We start from the raw sequence: 20,846 nt of genomic DNA, 5'->3' as shown, positions 1-20,846 counted from the left end.
TCTTCAATCAGGCTGCCTCCGGGCGGCCTTTTTTATTGCCGTGATCCGGATGGTGAGCGGTGCAACGGTCGGATGACCACCGAAAAGGTAACCACATGAAACTGAAAACAGTCGAAGTTAACGGCAAAAGCTATGCAGAAGTCGATTCCAGCGGTTTACCCGTCTACGTCCACGATGACGGCCAGGAAGTTGGTTTTGATGCTGTGCAGGCCGTTGGGAAAATCTCCTCTCTGAATGGCGAGGCAAAATCTCATCGTGAAGCCAAAGAAGCCGCTGAAGCCGGTCTGGCTAAGTTTGCCAAAATCGGCGATCCGGCAAAGGCGCTCGAAGCGCTGGAGATGATGACTAAAATCGACCAGAAAAAACTGATCGACGCAGGCGCCGTTGATCAGGTTAAAGCGGATATCACCAAATCCTTCCAGGCGCAGCTTGATGAAGCTACCCAGCGTGCGACGACCCTTGAAGGCCAGCTTTATCAGGAAATGATCGGCGGCCGTTTCTCTGGGTCGAAATTCATCGCAGATAAAGTAGCAATCCCGGCAGATATGCTTCAGGCGCGGTTCGGTCAATCCTTCAAAGTCGAGGATGGCAAAGTCGTTGCCTATGACGGTTCAGGCAACAAAATTTATTCCCGCTCTAAACCGGGCGAACTGGCGGCCTTTGATGAGGCGCTGGAGTTCCTGGTGGAGCAGTACCCACAGAAAGACCACATTCTGAAGGCCAGCGGCAACCAGGGAGGCGGCTCACGGCAGTCTCAGCATTCACTCGGGCAGAAAACGATGAAACGCGATGCGTTTACCAGTTTGAGCCCGACAGATCAGCAATCAACTCTCAAAGACGGTATCACCATCGTCGATTAATTCTTTGCCAGCTGCCGGATGGCTGCTGGTGCCGGAGCTGGATAGCTCAACCAACCCTATATTTTAATCTCCAAGGAATCCATACACATGGCTAATACGCTTACCGGGTTGATCCCGACTATCTTCACGGCTCTGGATACCGTATCTCGCGAACAGGTCGGTTTTATCCCGGCTGTATCGCGTAATGCGAAAGCTGATGCAGCTGCGAAGGACCAGACTGTTACTGCGCCGGTTGCGCCACCGGCAACCACTGTTGATATTACCCCGGGGGCTACTGCGCCAAATGACGGCGACCAGACGATCGGCGCCGTTGATGTCAAAATCACCAAATCCAAAATGGCCCCGGTCAAATGGAACGGTGAGGAACAACTGGCGCTGGGGCCCGCAGGGACATACAACACCATCCTTGCTGATCAGTTTAAGCAGGCTTTTCGCGCGCTGGCTAATGAGATGGATGCAGATCTCGCGGCTTTGTATTTCGCTTCCTCCCGCGCTGTCGGTACGGCTGGTACTGCCCCATTCGGGATTGCGGGCGATCTGTCAGATGCGGCAAATGCGCGCCAGGTATTGTCCGATAACGGCTCCCCGACTACCGATTTGCAGATGGTCCTTGGTTCCTCTGCGATTGCTAACCTCCGTGGTAAACAGTCAGTTCTGTTCAAGGTGAACGAGTCTGGTACCGATGCGCTGCTGCGTGAAGGTATCGTGGGCCGTCTGGAGGGATTCAACATCCACGAATCTGCACACGTCAAAAAACGTGCAGCATCGGCTGCCGCTGATTATCTGGTAAATGGTGCAAAATCTGAGGGTGACATCCTGATCGCGATTGATACCGGCACGGGTTCTTTCACGGCAGGTGATATTGTGACGTTTGACGGTGACAGCAACAAATACCTCGTTGCTGCAGCTACTGCTACCACTATTACCCTGGCGGCACCGGGCTTGCGTCAGGCGCTGGCGGATAACTCCGCGATTACTACCGTAGGTGGATATACCGCAAACATGGCATTCGACCGTAACGCGTTCCTGCTGGCTGCGCGTACCCCGGCAATGCCGCAGGGCGGTGATACTGCGGATGACGTCATGAACGTTACTGACCCGGTGTCAGGCATCACTTATCAGGTTGCTCTGTACCGCCAGTATCGCCAGGTGCGTTACGAAGTCGGTTTGTCCTGGGGCGTAGCAGCAGTTAAGTCGGCGCACTCAGCGTTGTTGCTGGGCTGATAAATAGGGGCTTCGGCCCCTTTATTTTTGTGGAGGGCTTATGGCCGGATTAACAAAAGAGCAGCGCGCACAACGAGCTGCTGAGCAAACTGCGTTTACGCAGGCGGATAACAACGTATCTGTATCGACCACATCGCAGTTGGTGGCGATGGTTACCGATTTCCCGGCATTCCCCGGCGCTCCTAATACCGCCAACGTTCACCCTGATGAAGTGGAGAACTGGAAGGCGCACGGCTGGAAAGAAATGGAGTGATGCATGATCACTTTCATCACCGTTGGAGATGTCAATTCGATTCTCGGTGCCACCTGGACAGATGAAAGCAAAAAAGCCAAATCTGTGCTGATGACTAATACCTGGATGAATGGGCTTAACCTGAAACTGCCGTGCGATAAGGCAACTCACGAAACCATCATTCCTGACGATGTAAAACAGGCTGGCGCCTATGCGGCGCTGGCGGCGGCAAATGGCGGGTTGTATCAGCAGAAAACTGACTCTGGCGTGCTCCTCAGCAAGACGGTAGATGCCGACGATGTCAGCGTTTCCAAAACCTTCGCAGAACTCGCTACCAACAGCTCTGCATTGCTTGATTCTGATCTGCAGCTGGCGCTTGCAATGCTTAAGCCATATGGCGTTAGTCAGTCTCAGGTGCGGCTGGTAAGGGGGTAACATGCAAAATCCGGATGTGCATTATGCCGGTGACGGGCTCGGTCCTCGCGATGTATTTGTGAATGGAAACCCGTTCAAACATGTCGTTTACGCAAACCCGGCAAAGGGCGTTGTTGAGTTTGCTCCGCTCCCGCTGCGGGTTAAGCGCAACGGCGAAATTTATACCCGAAAACTCCACGGTACGGTGATCGTTAAACCTCAGCTGCGTAGTGGTGGGTGCAATGGGAATTCGTGACGAACTGCAAACCGAAGTCGCCGCGGCATTCGATACCGACCTGAAGGATGCTGTTAAGGATTTCACTGGAACATACACCGTTCGAGGTGACTGGGACCCGGTTACGGAAACCGGCACTGAAACGCAGGTGACTTACTCGGGGCGCGGAGTGCTGGCGCGCTATAAACTCCGCCGCATCGATGGCGTTAATATCCTTCATGGTGATGTGAAACTAACCGCCCTGGTTAATGAGGTCACAGACAAGCCAGCGGTTGAGCACATTATCACGGCTCCTGACCCGATTACTGGCGCACTCCAGCGCTACGAGGTCATCACCGCTTCTGCCGACTCTGCTGGTGCTGCGTACTCCATTCAACTGCGGAGGGCGTGATATGGCTAAGGGCTGGAACATTGACCCTGCGGCATTTGCCGGGCTGGTGGAGGACGACGTCAGGTTACGGCAAAGAACCATCGCCATTCAGTTGCTGAATGAAATCGTCCAGCGATCGCCTGTAGGTAACCCGGAGTTATGGGCTATCAACGCCACTGCGATGCAGTACAACAAAGCGGTAGGTGAGTGGAACGAATCTCTATATGCCGATCCTGCCAACCTGACAAAGACTGGCCGTCTCAGAAAGAAAGTCCGTGTTAACGATGGCATGGATATCCGGCGCCCGGCTGAGTATCGAGCAGGAACCTTTCGGGCGTCGCATTTTGTCAGCATCGGCGAACCGGATCATTCAATACCATCAGAGCCTGACCCGCGCGGAACAATGACATTCCTCAACGGGAAAAATATCATCAATCAGGCGCCGGCCTACTCGGTGATTTACATTCAGTCAAACCTCCCTTACTCCGTACCGCTGGAGAATGGCCACTCTACGCAAGCGCCGACAGGCGTCTATGCCGTCTCATTTAATGGTGTAATTCAGGCCTACAAATGACCCTCACAGAAATAAGAAACGTTGTCATCAGACGAATGACGACGCAGACCGCTATTGCCCAGGATGCGGTGGACTACCCAAACGGTCCTGTATTCGATCCCAGCGGTCGAAAAATCTGGGCTCGTCTTACTGACATCCCCGGACAAGCAGGTGCTAACGAAATTGGAGCAGGGCCGACTGTCCACCGAACAGGGGTTCTCATCATCCAGCTTTTCGTCCCTGTTGGTTCAGGCACTCTGCAGCTGGCTCAGGCCGCCGACAAATTAACGCAACTCTTCGAGTTCCAGGACGACGGAAAGCTGAGTTATTTCGCCGTATCCGCCATCCCGGCAGGTGAAACCGATGGCTGGTCACAGCTCAATCTTCAAATCCCTTATCGCGCTCTGTAGCGCACAATCAACAGGAGGCTCCTGTGAGTTCAGGCGCAAAAGTAGTAACCGCGTTTATTCGCGAAACCACACCGGGGGAGACACCCTCTGCTGGTGTCTGGAACCTGTTACGCCGTTCGTCGTTCGGGGTGATGCCAACGCAGAACACCAACGATAACGATGAAATCGGCGGTGACCGCATGGCGCAGGGCGTTTCCCGTGGCACGATTGATGTCGGCGGCGATGTCGGCACCAGATTTCGCTGGAATCAGCATGATGATTTTCTGGCGAGCTGTTTCGGAGCGGATTGGCTCGATAATGTGCTGACGATGGGCAACAACCGCATTACTTTTTCAGTTTCTTCATACGCTGATGATGTAGGGATCGCACAGATTGCCCGCGGTTGCCAGGTTGCCACTTTCCAGATTGAAATCCCGAATGATGGCGACATAACTGCGACCATTACCTTCGCCGGGCTTGACTGGGAAACCAAAGCCGACGATACCAGCTATTTCACTAACCCGGTGGATGGTGCAGGCGCGCTGCGCTATTCGTTTAAGGAAGTGACAGGCCTGAGTCTGAACGGGGTGGCGGGTGGTGCTGGCTTCTGTGTGGATACGTTTAATATCCAGTTTGATAACAACATGCAGACTCAGCGTTGTATCGGTACCGGCTCAGCATTTGCTGGCGCAAACATTCCGACGACCTTTACACCGTCAGGCCAGATCACGCTGTCATGGTCCAAGGCGGCCTGGGAGATTTATAAAAAAACCTTCACCGGCGAAACGGTGCCGTTTACCTTCACGCTGGAGAACGCCGAAGGCGCTTATACCTTCAGCTTCCCTGAAGTTCAGATTTCTGGCGACTGGCCGGACGCCGGGAATACTGACATCGTACAGGTTCAGCTCGATATCACCGCCGCCAATACGCCGCCAACGATTACCCGCGCGCCAAAAGTACCGGCGACGGCAATCAGTGTTGCGCCAGCCACTTCAAATGGCGCAGTCGGCTCTACGGTGACATTAACTGCCACGCTTACGCCTGCTGATTCAACAGATATCGTCCAGTGGACGTCATCTGACCCTGCGATTGCCAGCGTAGTTTCTACCGGGCAAAAAACGGCGAAAGTGACCCGCAATGCTGCCGGAAACGCCACGATCACCGGGAAGGCTCGTACCTTTACGGCAACGTCTGAAATCACTGTCACCGCACCTTAATTTCCCTGACCCGTTCCGCAGAACATCGCGGTTCGGGCTTTTTATGGAGTCTGTATGCTGATTATTTCTTCTCAACTTGATCTGAGTGGCGAGCGTTGGTTTTTCCCTTTTAAAAAGCCTGATGGCCGTAAAAAGAAATACACACCGGAAGAAGAAGCACTGTTTAAACTCCGCCTGCTGGTGACCAGCAGCGAGAATCCACAGTACCGCTCACGCAATGCGCTGGTGCGGCGCCATATCGACAAAATGGACGCGAGCTATCAGGTCGGTACCGACGCGTTCGATCTCGCCAGCGTGGGTGAAATTGACTCAATTGATGATCTGCTCATCGATAACTGCGCGCGCTTTCTTTTGAAAGACTGGGAGGGAGTAGGTGAGCTGGTGGATGGTATTGAGAAGGCTGTAGCGTATACGCCCGAACTTGGCGTCGCGTTACTGAAGCAGAACCCCGCGTTGTATTGGCTGATTCTGGCAGAGGCTGCAAACATAGCTCAGGGTAAGGAGCAGCAGACTCAGGAAACCGTAAAAAAGCCCTAGAGGCGCAGGCGTGGCTAAAGGAGTTCGGGGGCGAAAGGGGAGATAAGGCTAAATGGCGCCGGGAGCAACTGAACCTTCCACCGATTCCTGAGCCAGAAATTGATGAAGTAACAGGGGAGATCCTCAATGCCTATGCCATGATATCGCGCAGCAGGAAATATGCTGGCATGGCCGGAGTACCGCTCCCATTATCCCTGAATGATATTGAGCTATATCTGGCATCGCGCACCATCCTGATTGACCGCACCGAGTTTGACGCCGCTATCCTGGCGCTCGACGATGCGTGGCGTGACGAGTGGGCAGCGGAGCAGAAACGACAGGAAAAACGCTAAATAATTGTAGCATTGCGATGCATAACTCATGTGTTAGGATGTTTCCGATTGCAATCAAAGGAAATATAAAATGAAAAAAGTCATCGCATTGGCGCTTGGAGCGCTGTTACTTTCGGGTTGTACTGTGCGTGTTGCAGACTTAACTGTAGCAAGTACCAAAAACTACAACCTTAACGGGGGCAAGTTCTACAAAGGTAAACGAGTTACTGCTGAAGATAGCTACCCGGTCATCATCTTCCCTACTGGGATCCCTAACGTGAAAACTGCAGCAGACCGCGCGATTGAAAAAGATCGTTGTGCTGTTGGTCTGTCAGACGTAGTTGTCACTCAGCTAAACCATGCTTTCCTGTTTGGTAAAATAGGTCTGCGTGTTGAAGGCAACCTTGTGATTGACCGCAGTCTGCCGGGTTGCGAGAACGCAAGCTGATTTATTAAGCCACCTCCGGGTGGCTTTTTAACTGATGGGTAGGGGTATGAAAGCAATTTTTGTAGGATTGGTATTATCCTTTTTTTGTACATATTCTTTTGCTCAGATTGAGGAAGTGCGGCTTTTGGATAGCATGAAATCTCAAGCGTGTAATGGAAATAAGGCGTGTGAGTCTATATTCATATCAGCAATTAGTATGACATCGAATATTGCTAGATATCATGGCGAATGCCTTAGGGACGGTGACACCTCCAGGCAATGCCTCAATGCCAAGATTACTTACGATCATATAGCATCTGAGTATGAGCAAGATAAAAAAGCTAGGCAATGAACCATGCATCTGACAGGGGGCTGACTTAGCTATAGCTAAGCGGTGTAATGCAATGCCTTGCAATAAAGAAGATAACCTTCACTGATTATCACTTCTTAAACTATTCTTAACCCGCTTAATCAGCGGGTTTTTTATTGCCCGGAGATCGCTAAATGACAGAACAAACCTCCCGCCTTGCCATTGTTATTGATAGCTCCGGAGCAGAGAAACAGGCCGATAATCTCGCAACTGCACTGGTAAAAATGACTCAGGCTGGAGACCGTGCTGCTTCGAGCGCTGGCAAGGTGATAAAGGCTACGGACGAAGAAAAGCAGGCTCTATCTGAACTTCTTGATCGTATTGACCCGGTGAATGCTGCCCTGAATAAGTTGGACAAACAACAACAGGATTTGGCGAAGTTCAAATCGAAAGGGATGGTAGATACAGATACATTTGAGCTTTATTCAAAGCGAATTGAAGAGACTCGTAACAAATTAACCGGCTTTCGTGACGACTTGAAAAAAACTGGGCAGTCTGCTGCCCAGACAGCTTTTGCAATGCGCATGATTCCCGCTCAGATGACGGATATCGTAGTCGGACTTTCTACAGGCCAATCCCCTTTTATGGTGCTTATGCAGCAGGGGGGGCAGTTAAAAGATATGTTTGGCGGTATTGGGCCAGCTATTAAGGGAGTTGGTACCTATGTTATGGGGTTGGTTAACCCTTTTACGATTACTGCCGCAGCTGTTGGTGTTCTTGGTCTTGCTTACTATAAAGGCGCTCAAGAGCAGGACGAATTTTATAAATCCCTCGTATTAACTGGTAATCAGGTAGGGAAAACATCCGGTCAACTTGCTGATATGGCTGCTCGTGCAGGAGCTGTTGCAGATTCAACCACCGGGAAAGCCGCTTCAACGTTAAATCAGTTAGTTTCATCTGGAAAAGTCGCAGGCGATTCACTGGAGCGTGTAACAACTGCAGTCATAAAAATCAGTGACGCGACAGGAATAGCCACTGAAAAACTTGTGAGTGACTTCAACGATATTGCAGCTGATCCGGTTGCGGCCATTACTAAACTAAACGACCAATACCATTTTTTAACTCTGGCAACCTACAACCAGATTAAGGCCTTGCAGGATGAAGGGAATCAGCAAGAGGCGGCACGCGTAGCGACCGATGCGTACGCCAATACCATGCAGCAGCGTGCAAATGATATTCATCAGAATCTAGGCCTTCTTGAAAGTGCCTGGGACTCGCTGGGGAAAGCAGCTAAAGGTGCATGGGATGCGATGCTCAACATTGGGCGCGAGCAGACCCTACAAGTCAAGTTAAGTACCTTAAATGAAAACATTGCCGAGGCGCAGAAAGGTCAGGCGGATGGGGGTTTTTGGAACGGGTTAAATGCTCGGTTTAGTAACCTTCCGGAGATGCTCAAACAACGGGATGCTATTCAGTCGCAAATTACAGCGGAAGATACGCTAAATGATATTTTGTCAGATCATGACAAAGCAGAACAAAAGCGCATTAAAACTCAGCAGGAAGCGGATCGAGTTAACCTTCAATACTTGAGCAATGCTGATAAGCGAAATAAAGCTATTAAGCAGCAGAGTGAGTTCTTGAAGGCTGGCGCTATCACGGCAGACCAGTACGCTAAAAATGTTTCTCGTATTAACGAGATGTATAAAGATCCAAAAGCACCAAAGATCGCGAAGACGCCTCAAGGAAAAGCCTACGCAGAGGACGCAGCAACTCGGCTTCTTGACCAGATACACCAGCAGACTGCCGCGATGCAGTCCCAGTTGGATGCCAGCGATAAACTTAATAGCGCTACGCAGGCACGGGTTAAGTTCGAACAGCAGATCGCTGACCTCAAATCTAAAACGCAACTAACCGCCGACCAGAAGTCGATTCTTTCCCGTTCTGACGAAGTATTGCAGGCCTATAAGCAGCAGGAGGCTTTGCAGAGTTCAGTTAAAACGCTGGATGACTACCGGAAAATGCAGGAGCAAATTGCACCAAAGGAATTGCGCCAAAATGAGACGTTGCAAAAACGCCTCGAAATTCTTCAGAAGATGGTTGAGCTGAAGAAACTGACGCCGGAGGCTGCTGGGAAGCAGGCGAGCGACCTGATTGGTAAATCAGTGCTGCCTGATTCCGTTATATCAGGTGTGAACAAGGCCGGTGGTACGCTGACGTCTGGAGCAACCAATAGTGACCTGTCAGGGCAGGGATTGAACATGATAGGGCTGCAAATAGAGCCGCAGCTTGAGGTTATCGAAAAGCTGAAGCAAGCCCAGACTGATTATGCTTCCTGGCTGAACCAGCAGCAGCAGGCGATCACACAAAGTACTTTACTGAATGAGCAGCAGAAGCAGCAGCAATTGCTGGCTCTCCAACAGCAAGGACAACAGAACCAGCAAGCACTAAGCACCGCAGTTTATGCCGCACAGATGCAATCAGCGCAAAACTCTTTCTCCAGTATCACCGATTCGATGGGGGCGATGTTCGGCGAGCAATCTGTAATGTATAAAGCGGCATTTGTTACGCAAAAAGCTTTTGCGCTTGCTCAGGCGGCTGTTCAATTGCCAATGGCAATGGCGCAGGCGCTTTCAAGCCAGCCATTCCCATACAACTTAGCAGCAATGGCTACTGTTGCAGGCCTCATGGCTACAATAACGTCCAGCATCTCCAGTGCTGCCGCCGTCGGCTTTGCTTCTGGTGGATATACTGGCTCAGGCGGAAAGTATCAGCCAGCGGGTATTGTTCATAAAGGGGAGTACGTTTTCGACCAGGAGTCTACAAATCGAATCGGCGTGTCACAACTTGAGGCGTTACGGAACGGCAAGCCACTTGATGCCACATTGGGGCGTTCGGGGTTTGGGACTGGCGTTCAGAACGTTAGCAACAGCCAGCAAACGACCATCATCCGCCCCACAGTCACGGTTCCTCCAATAACCATCAATGGAAATCCTTCTGACGCGACTGTGCTGCTTGTACAGCAGGCTACTCGTGAAGGAGCAAAACAAGGTTACCAGCAGGTTGCTAACGATCTGGCAAAAGGGGTTGGCCAAGTGCACAAGGCATTAACTGGGGGGTATAACACTGGACGGAGAACAGGGTAATGGCTGAAATATTTTATCCGCATGACTATCTCCCTATGCCTTTACAAGAAGGCTATGGATTCCAGCCAGTCAGCCCTTTGAAACGAACTCAACTCACCACAGGCCGGGCGAGACAACGCAGGGCGTATACCTCGACTCCCACGGAAGCGACTGTATCCTGGTTTATGGAGAGCGATGTTCAGGGGCTAACGTTTGAATCGTGGTACCGCGATGCGCTCTCTGATGGTGCGGCCTGGTTCATGATGAAGTTGCAAACCCCCGCAGGCATAAAATTCTACAAATGTCGTTTTACGGATATCTATCAGGGGCCAGTGCTGGTGGCTCCCATCTACTGGCGGTATTCGGCGACGCTGGAGTTATGGGAGCGTCCACTATTGCCTCCGCCGTGGGGTAACTACCCCGAGTGGATAGCAGGTAGTTCACTGCTTGATATCGCATTAAACAGGGAGTGGCCAAAGCATGACGGTGCTTAACCGGCTTTATGCCAGTAGCGGATCGGAAGTCATCATTGAAACGCTGCAAATCAATATCGGTTCGACGGTGCATTATTTCTGCAAGGGCTACGACGATATTACAGCGACGACCGAAAATGGCGCTGTTATAACCTTTTCAGCCGCAGCTATCGATATCGCCATCCCGGCCAGAAACAGCGACGGTACACAGGATTTAAAGTTCGCTGTCAGCAACATAAAAGGGGAGGCGAGTACAGCGATTCGTGATGCCCTGGCAGCGAGGCAAGATGGCTCTATGACTTACAGGCAATATGTTTCAACGGACCTTAACGCTCCGGCTACCGTGCCGTATACGCTCGCTATCAAATCGGGATCCTGGACAGCGCTGCAGGCACAAATCACAGCCGGCTATATGAACGTTCTCGATACCGCCTGGCCGAGATTCCGTTACACCCTTAATGAGTATCCCGGCCTCCGTTACATGAGTTGAGGTTTCCCCATGTTTGAACCTGATAAATACCTTTCGGTCACCTGGCTGAAGGGCGGCAGAGTGTATCCGCAACTCGACTGCTTTGGCATCGTAAATGAGATACGACGCGACCTTGGATTACCCGAATGGCCAGACTTTGCAGGTGTGACCAAAGATGGCGGCGGCCTTGATAAAGAAGCCAGAAAGCTGATGTTGAAGCTTGAGCGTTGTGAACCATGCGTCGGCGCTGGCGTGGCGTGTTATTCGGGAACAATGGTCACCCATGTGGGGATTGTTGTTGAGCTGAACGGGTTGCTGCAGGTAGCGGAATGTAACCCCGGCTCGAACGTTTCTTTTATGCCGGTCTGGAAATTTAAACGGCGATTTATCAAGGTGGAATTCTGGCGATGACGATCAATATTTATCCCTCCCGGTTACCTGGCGGACCACTTGAAAGCCATCAGCATGCGCGCATAACCCTGCATGAGTGGATGCAGAGGAATGTCGAAAATTATGATCCCGGGCTGCCACAGCCAATCAGCGTTGAGATTGATGGCGTGCCCGTAGCATCAGAGGAATGGCCGCGGTGCGAACTGTTACCAGATACTGACGTGAAGATTTACCCCGTCCCTTACGCGACAGGCTTTGCCATTGCCGCCCTGGTTGTAGCGGTAGCCGCTGCAGCTTATTCCATCTACATGATGAATAACCTCGATACGGGAGCCTACGATTCATCTACGGGTAAGTCTCTGGACTTAAACCCGGCAAAAGCGAATACAGCAAAACTTGGCGATCCTATTCGGGAATTGTTCGGGCGTGCGCGGGTTTATCCGGATTATGTTGTTCAGCCGGTCAGTCGTTTTAACCCTGATGACCCAACCAGAATGACAGTTGAGATGTTGATCTGCGTGAGTCGTGGAAATGTGGCATTTGCTAACGGCGATATCAGGATTGGTTCGACGCCTATTTCCGCCTTGGGTGATTCATTCTCCTGGACACTGTATCCGCCGGGAGCGGATGTTTCCGGCGATCGCCGCAGTGAAAACTGGTTCAACTCTACCGAGGTGGGCGGAACGTCCAGCGGCAGCGGCCTTGATATGGCGCAGACGGCACCGGATTCATCCGATATTACCGCCGACAGCATGACCGTTTCGGGATCGTCGGTTTCGTTCACCGGGCTGAGCGATGATGATGGCGATGATTCTCTGCCTGAGTCCTGGGTGGAAGGTGCGCTGGTGACTATCATCGCGCCGACCAACTACCTGATTTCGTCTTCATCGGGTTACAGCGTCCTGTTCAGTGACACGCTGACTGAGATTAACCCCTATGCCGGCATGCCCGTTACGCTGGAAATTAACGGGGCAGAATATGATCTCTTCATCGCTACGTTCACGCCAAAGCAGGATGCTGTTCCGGGCGTGGGGGGATCGGCAGCTTCATTGCGCGGCAGTGCAGCCCCAACAACCTATGATTTTTCGACCAGCAGCCAGACGTTTACCCTGACTTGGCAGGCGACTACTTATACCGTTTCGCTGATCGCTAACTACGGCAATATGTCTGGCCTGCTGGCGGCAATCAATGAAGCGATAGCTGGGTCTAACCTGGTCGCGCAGGATGATGGCGGGGTAGTTCGCATCGTTGAGAAGTCCAGTCCGTGGCTGGGCGGCAGTATTACCGCCTCATCACTTCCGGTTTCCGTTTTCGGGGATAGTCCAGTTTTTACCGCTGGTACCGCATCCAGCGGCGGCAGCCCGGCGATCACCGCCAATGTTACCCTTGCTTATGGGAGTGGAAGCGGCGCGGCATTTTCCGGCATTCCTGAAGGGACGCAGCGGCTGTCGCTGGCGCATCGGGGAAATGAATACCGTATTGCCTCAGCAGATGGTACAACCGCGACGGTACAGCGAATGGTTAACGGAACCGTTGATAATACCTGGCCAGGCTACTCACCCAGGACGATGATTGATTACCAGGCGACCGGGATTAACGACAACAATAGCTGGATGGGCCCGTTTCTCGCCTGCCCGGATAATGAGGTGGTAAATGCATTTGAAGTGAATTTTTCATTCCCTTCCGGAATTTGCGGTTTCGGAAAATCCGGTGGCAAGAATTACCGTAACGTTGATTATGAAATTCAGTACCGGGTATATGGTTCTGGTTCGGGCTGGGTGAGCAAAACCGGACGGTACCGGATGAAGAACATTAATGCCCTGGGGTTCACTGAGCGATTTGAACTGGCTACCCCTGGACTGGTTGAGGTTCGCTGCCGGCGGCGTAATGAGCAGGGCAGTAAAAACTCCAGGGACTCTATGTACTGGCAGGCGCTGCGCGGCAGGTTACTGACCCGCCCGGCATCATATGCCGGTGTATCGTTAATGGCCGTGACGGTGGAATCTGGCGGCAAACTGGCGGCGCAGTCTGATCGGCGCGTAAACGTTGTGGCCACGCGTATTTATGATACCGGCGCCCCGCGGCGCATCTCCAGCGCGCTGTTTCATGTTGGTAATTCTCTTGGCCTGGCAATGGACACCGAAGCCATTAACACCCTTGAGGCAACCTACTGGACCCCGAAAAATGAGTATTTCGACTTCGCGACAGGTGACAGTGTCTCCGCGCTGGAAATGCTGCAGAAGATCACCACAGCGGGGAAATCATATTTCCTGCTGAGTGACGGGCTCGCATCTGTAGGCAGGGAAGGGATTAAGAACTGGTCCGGCATTATCAGCCCGCATGAAATGACCGAAGAGTTACAGACCACCTTCTCGGCGCCGTCCGCCGATGATTACGATGCTGTGGATGTCACTTATATCAATGGCACGACGTGGTCAGAAGAAACGGTGCAATGCCGGACTCCGGATAACCCCACACCGAGGAAAATTGAGAGTTATACCCTCGATGGGGTGCTTGACCCGAACCGCGCCTATCAAATCGGCATGCGTCGCCTGATGAAATACCTGTATCAACGGCTGGGCCATAACACGACAACAGAACTGGATGCGCTGGTCTATCAGTATGGCGATCGCATTCTGCTGACGGATGACATTCCGGGAAATAAAACAGTAAGTAGCCTGGTTATGGATATGGCCACATCTGGCGGTCAAACGGTATTTACCGTCTCCGAGCCACTGGACTGGTCCTTTGAAAACCCGCGCGCAATTCTGCGATACCAGGATGGTTCTGCCTCCGGGCTGCTGGTGGCCACCTTTGTCGGGGATTATCAGTTGTCCGTTCCGTGGCAGGCTGCTTTTGATGAAATTCTGCTGGACGATCCGAGCATCGAACCGCCGCGGCTGGTGTTCTGCAGCTCAACGCGAAGTGTCTACGATGCCATATTTGAGGAGATAGCCCCGCAGGCGGACGGAACCTGCCAGGTGACGACAAGACAATACAGCGACATTTTCTACCAATACGACGACGCCAGTTACCCCGGCAGCGTCTCTTAAAACCAAAAATTTCCCCGATTAACTTTCTTTCGCTCAAACCCTCGTTTGGGCGAAGCGTCTTTTTGGAGCAAAAAACATGGCCTTTAATCCGCCGCTGGGAACTACCAACGCCGATGTTTTTATGGGCAACGTTCAACGTCTGGATGAACTAGTTAACGGTCCTGCAGCCGACGTTCCCGATCGTGCAGGTGACCCGCTATATTCCTGGCGCCTAACCCGTCAGAGCCTGATTCCTCTTAGCCGTCAGTACATGACACTTGCAGACGCACAGGCGGATATTGCCAACATTCCTGATGGCTCAGCGACCTATGTGCGCAGTGCTGACGGGAGTTCACTTGCGGATGAATATATCAACAACGGCGGAACACTGGAGGCAACCGGGCGTAAAATGCCGTCACAAAGTGGTATCGCCACGGCGATTAATTATTTACTGAGTGGTATTTATCCATCTGACGTATCCTCTTCATGGGAAATTACTAAGAATTTTGTCATTTTCAGGGATGGCACTTTTGCTGCTAATGACGCATGGGATGGGTATTTTGTTCCCTGCAAAGAAGGCGATCAGGCTGATTATTTTGGTGTTATCAACACAGTAACAGCTGGAGAAACAACTGCCTGGCTGATTCAGTGCGACAATAACAAAAACTACGTTAAGGTTCTGGCGGAAACCGTTTCGACAGGTGTTGCAACTGAGCAGGGAACTGTACACGGCGTTGCAACTCAGGAGGGGTATATTTATGTTCGCGTGCGTAATAGTGTAAACCCGAACTGGAATATCAACTTTCTCAAAAAGCATTTGATTACCACTGATGACTATTTGAACGGCATTTCTCAGCTTAACCAGGGGCTTTGGCCGGAAAGTGCATCATCTGTCTGGGAAATTACCCGCCAGTTTGTTTTGTTTTCTGGCGGTCTTTCCGGCTCTTATCCTGAATGGGATGCGTATTACATTCCTTGCAGCAAAGGGGACCAGGCTGAATATTCTGGCATTATTGATCTGGCAACCGCAGGGACCGTTACGGCATGGCTGATTCAGTGCGATACCGACAAAAAGTACGTGTCTGATTTAGCAGTCAATGTCACTACTGGTGATGCAACAAGGCAGGGCACGGTTAGAGGAACGGCTATCCAGGATGGTTATATTTATGTCCGGGTAAAAAATAGCGGGAATGCTGGGTGGTATATCAATTTCATGAAGAAGTTTCTGATTGCTTCTTCCGATGTTGGTATTGCTGGCGGGGTTGCTGAATATGACGTTTTAAAAGCTATCGGGGATAACGGTCAGTCCATTGATTACACCAAAAACGGCAATTACTATGTTTTTGGCGTCGTAATGCTGTATGACGGGACGATTAACAGCAGTGCCGGTAATGACTGGCTGGCGTATTACCTGCCAGTATCAAAAGGCGATCAAGTCACGATGTCCGGCATCTACGGTTCAGCGACCGTCGGCCAGCAAATGGCATATTTCATTCAGCTGGACCATGACAAAAATTTTGTTGCGCCCCTGGATATCTATATCAGTACCGGCGCCTCTGACGTCCAGTTAACCCGCAGCGTTATCGCTTCTCAGGATGGGGTGATGTATGTCAGGGTGCGGCGTGTACTGGGTGGCGTCGAACAGGCATACAGCGTTACAGCATTCCAGCGCAGCTACAAGCTGCTGCAGGACCTGTACGCTCTGCAAAATCAGGTTGATGACCTGATTAATAACGGGGCAGTGCAGACGCCTGTTATTGGTGCGACTCTGGAGCAGTTACCCGTAAAACTGGATAACAGATTTAACTACAACGCTGCCGTATATATTCAGGATAACGTTGTCACTGCCGGGAATTACACTTTCGCAGTTGGTACACGTGGGAACCGTCATCCCATCATCATGCGCAAAGAGAATCTCACCGGAGTGTGGACATATTTCGACCTTCACTATGTCACCGGAAACCCTTTAGCATCGCCAACCGAAGAAGATAGTCATAACGTTTACAGCCTGGGCGTGACGAAGGATGGTTATCTAATTGTCAGCGGGAATATGCACGCCAAACCGTGCCGGGCTGTTATATCCAATGCTCCATATGACATTACGGCATGGACGGCAATCAGTTATACCGCGTCAGCGGAGGTAACCTATCCTCGGTTTGTCAATTACCCGGACGGAACCACGCAGGCATTCTGGCGACAGGGGCTATCGGCTGCTGGTCAGTATTATTCAGCCCTGTTTAATGACACGACCAGAACGTTTGGACCTGTATTCCAGATTGCAGCAACAGACCTCAACGCGAACGCCTATGAACAACGCCTCGGTGTTGGCCGGGATGATTCGCTGCACTTCTGCTTTGGCCTACGCGTCAATGCGAACACAGCAGATGCTAACCGCGGCCTGTACTATGCGAAATCGATGGATAAGGGACTGACATGGACAAACGCTGCCGGCACTGTAAATTACCCTGCACCACTGACAGAAGCCAACAGCGAGAAGATCGCTGATATCGCTCTGTATTCTGGTTATGTTAATCAGAATGGCGGCGCGTGTGATTATGACAGCCACTACCACACTTGCCTGTGGCAGACTGATGAGAATAACCATACGCAAATCGCTCATATCTGGTTTGACGGCTCAGACTGGCATGAGGAATTCGTTTCAAAGTTCACATTCAAGGTCAATACTACAAAGCCTCTACTGGACGGTTCCCTTAGTCGTCCGGCCATTGGCTGCAACAAGTATGGGAAAACATGGATATTCTATCGAACAACCGAAATGGGGCGCGATGGAGAAATCAGGGCAATCGATGTATCTGAGCCAGGTAACCCGGTAGAGCATATTGTTACCGGGTTCAATATGGGGACACTAGAGCTGGCGGTAAATACCAATACTCTGATGAACGATAACCAACTGCTGATGCTGGCAACTCGCGGTGCGATTGGTTATGCGGACCCTATGTACGCTCGATACACAGATGAGCCAGGGTATCTGTTAGTTGCAGTGATGCCTTAATAACCCCCACCCGATAACCGTATGCAAGAGTTACCGGGTGGGATTAAAGGGTCTCCCTACCAAATTCAACTTTATATCTGTGGAAGCAACATAGCCCTGATTAGTGCGGCTGCAATCGCATACCCACCAGTATCCGGGTCAGGATGCAATCCATCCCCCACCATCCACGGACGCGCGGAACCATAGGCATAATCTGCAGGGTGAACTCCGAAAGAGCTTTGCAGATTAAGGAATGCTACATCCTGCTCCCGGGAGAGTTCGTACATTTCCCGGGCATAGCTAGACATTGGGATAGTATTTCCTCCCGGACGGTTATTTTCTGCAGGACAAATCAGCATAATATCAGTGGTCGGCGACGCTGTGCGGATGCGGTTAATCATCGTCAGGAGGTTTGATTTAAACGTCTCCGGAGTAATCTTCACCCCCTGGTCGTTTGTGCCCAACATGATGGTAGCCAGATTTGCTTTCAGGGTTGTAAATGCCGTCTCCCAGCGAGTTTCATCGGCATTCACCCAATTGTTAGTATGCGAACCACTACCACCAAGCTTATGCACGATGACACCCGGCTGCGTGGCGTTCTGGATACTGACGCCGTAAAGCACCACACTACCGGAAACCAGCGTTATCGTTACCGTTCCGCTACCTACAGTCGGCATCGACGGCATCGGGATCATCTGCATACCCGCTGCATAGGTGGACAAATCAATCTCCACCGGCGCTGCCATCCCTGGGGCGTTATAGCTGATTATTCCGCCGCCGCCTTCGGCGTAAAGCGTATAAGTGAACCCCAGGCTAAAGTCGTCATTCCAGGTCAGCGTCGCTCCTGCAGCAGCACTAGTGACTGATGAGATATCCAACCCGTTACCGGTGTTGTACTGGCAGGCGAAACCAGTTTGCGTTATCACCGTGCCGATAATATCGGTATTGTCGCCGAACTGGTCATAACCGAACGATCGATACCCAAAACCAATGGGCGGAACGGTGACCGTCGCCGCAGTACCGTTATAGAGATGCCATAATTTCTGCGCACATTTCAGGGCATAACGTACCTGCCCCCTTGTGTAGCTGTCACCAATCATCGCCCAGGAGAACTGCACATTACCGCCATAGGTAAGTTTGTTCAGTCGCATATGGGTTTCACGCAACCGTTCAAGTCCGTATGAGTCAGGAACGGTAGTATCTTCCGGTGCCGCACCGCCGCCAGTAACCGGAGTCCCGTCTGGCATCGTTGACAGCAAAGAGTAGGTAAATGCTTCATACGCCGTAGACACTTCACCCGCTTCCATCTGGAACGTATCGCTGATGGCAACGGACGTGGTGATCCGCACAAAATAGCAATCGGCAGGAGTGGTAATCACCCGGATATGCTGGCCCGTATCAGACAGAGAGCTGATGAACCCTTTATTCCTGGCATAGAAAGCGACGAATCGGGAGTCAGAGTTAAAGGCGAATTTCATCCCAGGTGTCACCGGGATAAAATCCGAGTAGTAGTACCGGGAATCAGGCTCATGAATTATGCCCTGCTCATCGATATAGCCAGATTTTCTGGTGTTTTTGTTATAGAGGTTTTTCCCCGATACAAGAAGCCCTTGCTGAACGAAGTTAATATCAAGCCCATCAGCGAGCACCATTTCCCCCGGAACTCTGAGTGCTGAACCATCTGAAGCTACCGGCTCCATCAGGTGCTGGTAATCAGCTCGCGGCGCGAGATAATCACCTTCTGACAGAAACATGGTTTCCATTACATTCTGTGCCAGCGTGATGCGTGCATAGGCAGAATTTTCAGGCGGGGTAAACTCGGTAACCAGTGAAAGCGTGGAGATGTACTGCTTGTCAGCATTGTAAAACGCCACAAACCGTAACTGAGCAGCGGCTTTATATTTCGTGGCAGGTATGACCCGGATATAGTCAGAATAGACATAGCCAGCCCCTGACGCCCCCTGTACGGGATAGACAGATCCCCATTCATTGATGTAACCAAAACTGGCAGCGTTCTTGTTAAACAGGTTTACGCCGGGGCCAAACAATATGGTCTCCTCCGGCTCCTCAGCGAACGTGACCTGTACACCGTCAAATGCATCAGGTGCAACCTGCCGGAACGGCTCGAACTCAGTAGCCAGGCTGTTCTCTTCAATCATCATCGCCGGAACAACCAGAGTAGGAACCTCAATGCGCATAAACACTGCGCCAGCAGGGATAACAAGTGCGGCTATCGTTTTCGAGCCATAACCATCAACTGCCTGCACACTGATAAACCGGCCTTTAGCATCGTAATACGCTGCCGCCCGCCACTGCTGGTTAGAGCAGTAGCTTTTGGTTGCGTCAATCTTCATATAGCCTGACACCGACATTGACGTGTCGCTGTTATTAGTTATCGTTCCGGTCGATGATAAATGCCTACCGTCAAATACCAGCGAGGGGTTAAAGAAGTTTTTCCCATGCGCAAAACCCAGCGCGACATATCCATTTGTGGTAGCACCATTAATGACAGGGCTGACGATGGACTCGTAATTCGTGTACGGCATCTGGCCGACGCCAAAGTTTAACTGGAATACATCCAGATTACTGATTAGTACAGAGACAACAACAAACGCTGCACTGGCTGGCGCTGTAAATGACGTCACACTGCTGACATCGGATAGGTACATGCCATCAGCATCAAAAAATGTCGCAACCCTGGTGTTGATTCGGGTTGTGTACGGGGCATCGCCAACAATGCCTATCCGTTCTGAATAACAATAATCCGGGTTTGCCGTCGGCACGCCCGAACCTTCGAACAAATAATATCCAGGGGTAACCGTATTTTTGTTGAAAAGATTAACGCCCGGGTTAATCAGTTCCGGCATGATGGCATCAACAGTTCGTTGCGATGGCATTTGACGCCCTGTAGGGGTCAGCGTGCCGGCATTATTAATATACTCGTCCGCCAGCGCAGAGCCATCCACGCTGCGAACATAGACGGCGCTCCCGGCAGGAATATTGGCAATATCCGCCTGTGCGTCTGCAAGTGTCATGTACTGACGGCTAAGAGGAATCAGGCTCTGACGGATTAGACGCCAGGAATATAGCGGGTCACCTGCGCGATCGGGAACATCAGCAGCAGGACCGTTAATCAGTTCATCCAGACGTTGAACGTTGCCCATAAAAACATCGGCGTTGGTCGATCCCAGCGGCGGGTTAAAGGCCATGTTTTTTGCTCCAAAAAGAGGCTTCGCCCAAACGAGGGTTTGAGCGAAAGTCCGGAGATTTTTACAATCAGCTATTTCAA

The 20,846-nt window shown here is 51.5% G+C and carries 19 protein-coding genes; 18 read left to right on the top strand and 1 reads right to left on the bottom strand.

The features are described 5' to 3' along the window. Positions 1-95 precede the first annotated feature (95 nt). The 18 genes from ABLU78_RS06575 to ABLU78_RS06490 all read left to right on the top strand — a co-directional run bounded on the left by ABLU78_RS06575 (position 96) and on the right by ABLU78_RS06490 (position 17,578). Complete coding sequence (locus ABLU78_RS06575) at positions 96-860, top strand: DUF6651 domain-containing protein (RefSeq protein WP_024359389.1); 765 nt, start codon at positions 96-98, stop codon at positions 858-860. Between the two features lie 87 nt (positions 861-947). After that, positions 948-2,084: a P22 phage major capsid protein family protein gene (locus ABLU78_RS06570; protein WP_063422101.1), complete on the top strand. Its 1,137-nt coding sequence runs from the start codon at positions 948-950 to the stop codon at positions 2,082-2,084. A 40-nt stretch (positions 2,085-2,124) separates the two neighbouring features. After that, positions 2,125-2,337, top strand: a complete 213-nt coding sequence (locus ABLU78_RS06565) for a hypothetical protein (protein ID WP_063422102.1) — start codon at positions 2,125-2,127, stop codon at positions 2,335-2,337. Between the two features lie 3 nt (positions 2,338-2,340). Further along, positions 2,341-2,751 carry a hypothetical protein gene (locus tag ABLU78_RS06560; RefSeq protein WP_063422103.1) on the top strand — a complete coding sequence of 137 codons (411 nt, stop codon included), beginning with the start codon at positions 2,341-2,343 and terminating at the stop codon, positions 2,749-2,751. Between the two features lies 1 nt (position 2,752). Further along, positions 2,753-2,986, top strand: coding sequence for a hypothetical protein (locus ABLU78_RS06555; protein ID WP_063422104.1), 234 nt, complete (start codon positions 2,753-2,755; stop codon positions 2,984-2,986). Next, positions 2,973-3,356, top strand: a complete 384-nt coding sequence (locus ABLU78_RS06550; RefSeq protein ID WP_063422105.1) for a hypothetical protein — start codon at positions 2,973-2,975, stop codon at positions 3,354-3,356. Before ABLU78_RS06555 ends, ABLU78_RS06550 begins: the two co-directional genes overlap by 14 nt. A 1-nt stretch (position 3,357) precedes the next feature. Next, entirely contained in the window at positions 3,358-3,909 is a 552-nt protein-coding gene (locus tag ABLU78_RS06545) for a hypothetical protein (RefSeq protein WP_063422106.1), read from the top strand. Beyond that, on the top strand, positions 3,906-4,298 hold the full coding sequence (locus ABLU78_RS06540) for a phage tail terminator-like protein (protein WP_063422107.1): 393 nt from the start codon (positions 3,906-3,908) through the stop codon (positions 4,296-4,298). Before ABLU78_RS06545 ends, ABLU78_RS06540 begins: the two co-directional genes overlap by 4 nt. 23 nt (positions 4,299-4,321) lie before the next feature. Then, the gene (locus ABLU78_RS06535; RefSeq protein WP_163366192.1) at positions 4,322-5,494 is read left to right on the top strand and encodes a phage tail tube protein; all 1,173 of its coding nucleotides are present in this window, start codon (positions 4,322-4,324) and stop codon (positions 5,492-5,494) included. Positions 5,495-5,548: 54 nt separating this feature from the next. Further along, positions 5,549-6,031 carry a hypothetical protein gene (locus ABLU78_RS06530; protein ID WP_117025802.1) on the top strand — a complete coding sequence of 161 codons (483 nt, stop codon included), beginning with the start codon at positions 5,549-5,551 and terminating at the stop codon, positions 6,029-6,031. Between the two features lie 167 nt (positions 6,032-6,198). After that, positions 6,199-6,363, top strand: coding sequence for a hypothetical protein (locus tag ABLU78_RS06525; RefSeq protein WP_072205652.1), 165 nt, complete (start codon positions 6,199-6,201; stop codon positions 6,361-6,363). A gap of 70 nt (positions 6,364-6,433) precedes the next feature. Further along, positions 6,434-6,790: a hypothetical protein gene (locus tag ABLU78_RS06520; RefSeq protein ID WP_047053439.1), complete on the top strand. Its 357-nt coding sequence runs from the start codon at positions 6,434-6,436 to the stop codon at positions 6,788-6,790. Positions 6,791-7,273: 483 nt separating this feature from the next. Then, a complete protein-coding gene (locus ABLU78_RS06515) occupies positions 7,274-10,222 on the top strand; it encodes a phage tail length tape measure family protein (RefSeq protein WP_117025800.1) in 2,949 nt (982 codons plus the stop codon). Further along, positions 10,222-10,695 (top strand): hypothetical protein, encoded by a 474-nt coding sequence (locus ABLU78_RS06510; RefSeq protein ID WP_032712199.1) that lies wholly within the window; start codon positions 10,222-10,224, stop codon positions 10,693-10,695. The genes ABLU78_RS06515 and ABLU78_RS06510 overlap by 1 nt, the downstream gene beginning before the upstream one ends. Further along, positions 10,682-11,164, top strand: a complete 483-nt coding sequence (locus tag ABLU78_RS06505; protein WP_045419358.1) for a DUF1833 family protein — start codon at positions 10,682-10,684, stop codon at positions 11,162-11,164. Before ABLU78_RS06510 ends, ABLU78_RS06505 begins: the two co-directional genes overlap by 14 nt. A gap of 9 nt (positions 11,165-11,173) precedes the next feature. Beyond that, positions 11,174-11,554 (top strand): hypothetical protein, encoded by a 381-nt coding sequence (locus tag ABLU78_RS06500; protein ID WP_032712197.1) that lies wholly within the window; start codon positions 11,174-11,176, stop codon positions 11,552-11,554. Then, complete coding sequence (locus ABLU78_RS06495; protein WP_063422110.1) at positions 11,551-14,586, top strand: host specificity factor TipJ family phage tail protein; 3,036 nt, start codon at positions 11,551-11,553, stop codon at positions 14,584-14,586. The genes ABLU78_RS06500 and ABLU78_RS06495 overlap by 4 nt, the downstream gene beginning before the upstream one ends. 76 nt (positions 14,587-14,662) lie before the next feature. Next, entirely contained in the window at positions 14,663-17,578 is a 2,916-nt protein-coding gene (locus ABLU78_RS06490) for a BNR-4 repeat-containing protein (RefSeq protein ID WP_320905271.1), read from the top strand. Positions 17,579-17,649: 71 nt separating this feature from the next. On the opposite strand, the gene ABLU78_RS06485 is transcribed toward ABLU78_RS06490, so the two are convergent. Next, positions 17,650-20,766 (bottom strand): SGNH/GDSL hydrolase family protein, encoded by a 3,117-nt coding sequence (locus ABLU78_RS06485; RefSeq protein WP_238984054.1) that lies wholly within the window; start codon positions 20,764-20,766, stop codon positions 17,650-17,652. Between the last annotated feature and the right edge of the window lie 80 nt (positions 20,767-20,846).

It is taken from the genome of Klebsiella sp. JN_Kp122, from assembly GCF_040062085.1.
GTDB classification, from domain to species: Bacteria; Pseudomonadota; Gammaproteobacteria; order Enterobacterales; family Enterobacteriaceae; genus Klebsiella; species Klebsiella aerogenes.
Note: the sequence above shows the minus strand (reverse complement) of the source record. Positions and strands in the feature narration are given on the sequence as shown.